We start from the raw sequence: 4,087 nt of genomic DNA, 5'->3' as shown, positions 1-4,087 counted from the left end.
GGCATTTTAGCACTATTTCTTGCCTGATTACAGTACTTAAGCCATCTTTTTTCTACCTGAGGATATTTTAATCCAGCGGGATGTTCTTTACCCCCCTCAACCATTTTTAGTACGATATACCAGTAAAGAGCCTGTTTATGGGAGTAATCATCTGGCACCATTGGAAAATTATCATCATCTAGAGCAAATGCCAAATAAGTGATCAAAATCCAGTCTGAATCAAATGAAGTCTTAATATACCCTGGCTCAAGAATAAACGATTCTCTGTTGTGTTCAGCAGTATTTGAAGCATTGGGATTTTCATCTACAAGTGATGGGTGGTTACTGGAATCACCATACTCCATTACTCTAGTGAAATCTTCTCTAGGAGGCTTACTTGTTTTTTCTCCATTTCCAAGTCCATATCGAACTTCTTTAATTTTGTGTAGGTCGTGAGGAAGCGGAGCCTTATGAGAACTAGTTTTTAGTCTTGTAGACCTGTCAACCAGTTGAGGATAAGCTTTAATAGCATCCATAGCTTCACCAATCCATTCTACAGCATCATTAATCCAGTCATTTCTCTGAACTTTAAGATCTCGATATGTCTTAGCAATGACGGCCTTGCTAGAAGTATAGTTATAGGTCATTAATTAGATTACTCTTGTTGCTGTTGAGTTTGAGCACCTTGCATCTGTACAGCGAAGCCCAATTCTCCATTAAGAAGGCTCTGAACAATTCTTTGCTCCATATCCTCAGGTACAGGAAACGGACTGTTTTCATCGATTCCTTTATAGTCGTACACTTCCTCTGGATCTTCAAAGATACCACGAATATTAATCTGATCAAGAGTTTTGTCGTTCTTTACATATACATATCCATCTCTGTAGAAAGCTTCTCGATCATTTCCAGTATACTTATTATACTGATTCCAGTAGCTTCTTTGTGCATCAACAACTGGGATAGGCTGTCCTGTTTTATCGATCTCTCCAACATGTGTAATACCCTCCCATTCTTTTAGTCTAAGTGGAGCAGGAATCCTATTTTCAGTACGAGTTATTGTTACCATTGAATCTACACTATTAGACTCAGCAGTATCAAACTGATCTACATTAACTAATCCTAAATCCTGCTCAAACATTCGGTATCTGTTGAAATTCCGCTGTTGGTCCTGTCGAATAAGTACAGCCCTCCAGTACTTTACAGCCTGTTTTATCTGATCAATAGTGAGATCTGGAAAGTCCTTGGACCGATTCCCTCTCACATCATTCAGAATGTGATAGGCAATGTCATTAAGTGATCGAGAAGTTTTTGGCATTATTTCTAGGGTGACGGAATTTCAAATGTGATAACATCAATTGTATTTCCTCTAAAGGTCGTGGTACTAGTGGACTTCACAAGACTATTATCAAAGGTCAAAGTAAATAGTCTACCGTTTCTATTTTCAAAAACAACATCAGAGTTTGTATTAAGATTTTGAAGTTTAACCTTACCATCAGTAGAATCTACGTCTTCAAAAAGGTAAGGTTTATGATCACTATCCCTATTGATTTCTCCATCAATATAGAGATAAAATTGCTTTACTACCTTTGTTACATCACCTGAAGCAAATTCTACATCATCAAGCTTTTCAACAGCAACTCTAAGTTGATGAAAAGTTCCAGATGTAAGTCCAACATCTTCAATCGTTGCAGACTTTCTAGATCCTGTGTTTCCTGTAATGTAATTTCTCCACTGACTTACAATATTTTCACTATCATCAAGAATTGTGAGAGCATTCCTCTTATTCAAATCTACAGAATTTGGAATAATACTCGATATATCAAATCTCTCACCCTTTTTTGCAATAGCAAGATCTCTTGACTTCTGACGAATAATTGCATTTTCAAATATATCAATTATCCAATCCTGCTTCTTTTCAGCAGTGTTGTCATCAAATGATCGTAAAATCTTTGCTAGTACATAGGTTTCTCTGTCATCAATATCAAGTCCTCTACTAGATAGATCTCGTACATACTCTGCTCGACCTGTTGTAAAATGGTTAAGAGCTTGTTCTAATGGAAGATGCATTACACGACATTTTTACTGAACTTTTCTTTATCGTACACAATTACTTTCTCTTCATCATAGTCCTTCATAGCAAGCTTTTCAGCATTCAGGAGTTTACACATTGCTTCGTAGTACTTATCAAAATCCCCTTCTAGTCTGTTTTTGTTAATTTTGGCAGCAATGAGCTTATTATCTTCTTTAGCATAAATTGGCTTTGCCTTCAGATTCATTGAAATTTTTAGTTTATGATTGATTAGAGAGCCCTGCTATACCAACTACCATTCACATATTCTGCAAGGGTGGAAGTACCATTATTATCCCAAAGTACTCTAACACCCTCTACTCCATTTCCATTCCAGACTCCACCTGAACTTGGGTCATTAGATCCATTGTACCCAAGTCCTTCAATTGTACATCTAGGTGCATTTGTTGGATCGTTGACTACGTTAACGTACTTACTTCCAGTTAATCCCCTACTTGTTATATCAGCAAATGCTACGTTTGTGATTGTGCCCTGATTATCAACAACATGACTTGTTGTACTCCCTCCCTCTACAACACCTTCTCGAATTACACCACTTTTATCTATTGTACCGTTTGAAGTTACAACCAAAAATGCATTATCAAACTCATTCTGATTAAATTTGGAAACCCGTACGTCATTGATACTATCCGCAATTCTAATACCTTCTTTATTTATTGCTCCACTATTTCCTGAAATTATAATTTGTGATGCATCTATAGTATTCATCCCACTTTGCACATCAATAAGCCTACCCGAAAGGCTACTTATAACTTGAGATAGTTTTATGCTAAAGAATGAAGGTGCATTATCAACTGCTATGTTTGCAATAGAACAGTCACTAATTACGCTGTTAAGTATTCTTACATCTCCTAAGTTACCATTTGTTGCATTAATTCTTAGATTGCCTTTTGTCTGATGATGAATGCTCATCCTCATCATACTAAAGTCATGAATCGGGTTTGCAGAGGTTGGATCTGCATCCTCAATTACAATTCCAAAGTCTGCATTTCCATCTGCTATGTTACCAGTACCCCCATCCATTCTCATGTTGTAAGCACCACATCCAGCCGATTGTGCAAACTTTATCTGATATGCTATGTCTGCGGCTGAATCTGGGGTTAAAAGTACAGTACCTGTAGAACCTTCTTGTGTTGACCCTAACGATCCTCTACTTTCACCTACAATCCTAACACCCATTTGGTTTACATCAATAGGTGATGTTACCGCCCAAACATTATCCTCTGACAAAGTTTTACCACTTGAAGCTACTCCATCGTCAGGACCATCGGCAGGTATATGAACAGTACCACCTTTTGATGGAAGATCATTAATTGCTGCCTGAATAGCCTCACCACCGTCAGCAGTTTGACTTATATAGTTTGCAGCAGATACAGTGGGTCCAGAATTCAGTATTACATCAAGAGCACTCTTATCAATTAAATCAAAAGTCTGAGCCATGGCTTATTTGTTATTTTTTAACTAAGACAGATATATCCCCTTCTTGTTTCTCTATGATCGATCAGTAGTTGGTTCAACATAAATATAAGCTTCCTCTAGTACTTCCTCTACATCACCAGTGGAAGTTGTCTCGTTCACATCAAATCTTTCAGTAACGATGTAAACCTTATGAAATTCTTCTGTTGTAAATGATATATCAGTAAGTGTGAGACTTTGAATTCTATCTGTTGTCCCACCATTATCTTCAGCAGTCAGAGGATTTTTATTTGCGTCAAGAGCAATAAGAACTTCTCCTTTAAGACTCTTAGATCTGGGAATTCGTATACTAATTTTTAAGTCTTCTCCCTCATCAACAGAATAGAGTCCAGGAGCATCATGATCTAAATAAATTCTCTCAAGAATGTCAATAAAATTCTCTTTTCTCTCGGTAGATGTGTTATCATCAATAGAACCAACAATTTTTGACAGGACATAATTTTCTTCCTCTGTCATTTGAGCAGCTTGACCTCTAGTATTAACCAAGTTACGTATGTAATCTTGGTCTTCTACACTATCATAGTGTTCGAGAGCATCTTCAAG

6 protein-coding genes are annotated in these 4,087 nt (G+C 37.0%); all 6 read right to left on the bottom strand.

Annotation, left to right across the window (positions count from 1 at the left end):
• On the bottom strand, nucleotides 1-626 hold a 626-nt coding region (locus tag QZ276_RS02225), incomplete at its 3' end, for a hypothetical protein (protein ID WP_292484888.1).
• A gap of 8 nt (nucleotides 627-634) precedes the next feature.
• Entirely contained in the window at nucleotides 635-1,240 is a 606-nt protein-coding gene (locus QZ276_RS02220) for a hypothetical protein (RefSeq protein WP_292484886.1), read from the bottom strand.
• A gap of 59 nt (nucleotides 1,241-1,299) precedes the next feature.
• Nucleotides 1,300-2,046: a hypothetical protein gene (locus QZ276_RS02215; RefSeq protein WP_292484884.1), complete on the bottom strand. Its 747-nt coding sequence runs from the start codon at nucleotides 2,044-2,046 to the stop codon at nucleotides 1,300-1,302.
• On the bottom strand, nucleotides 2,046-2,255 hold the full coding sequence (locus tag QZ276_RS02210; RefSeq protein ID WP_292484882.1) for a hypothetical protein: 210 nt from the start codon (nucleotides 2,253-2,255) through the stop codon (nucleotides 2,046-2,048). Before QZ276_RS02210 ends, QZ276_RS02215 begins: the two co-directional genes overlap by 1 nt.
• Before the next feature lie 23 nt (nucleotides 2,256-2,278).
• The gene (locus QZ276_RS02205; protein ID WP_292484880.1) at nucleotides 2,279-3,508 is read right to left on the bottom strand and encodes a hypothetical protein; all 1,230 of its coding nucleotides are present in this window, start codon (nucleotides 3,506-3,508) and stop codon (nucleotides 2,279-2,281) included.
• 51 nt (nucleotides 3,509-3,559) lie between these two features.
• On the bottom strand, nucleotides 3,560-4,087 hold a 528-nt coding region (locus QZ276_RS02200), incomplete at its 5' end, for a hypothetical protein (protein ID WP_292484878.1).

Source organism: Methanohalobium sp. (assembly GCF_018609725.1).
Taxonomy (GTDB): domain Archaea; phylum Halobacteriota; class Methanosarcinia; order Methanosarcinales; family Methanosarcinaceae; genus Methanohalobium.
The sequence above is the reverse complement of the archived record's forward strand: the minus strand, read 5'-3'. Positions and strand labels throughout refer to the sequence as shown.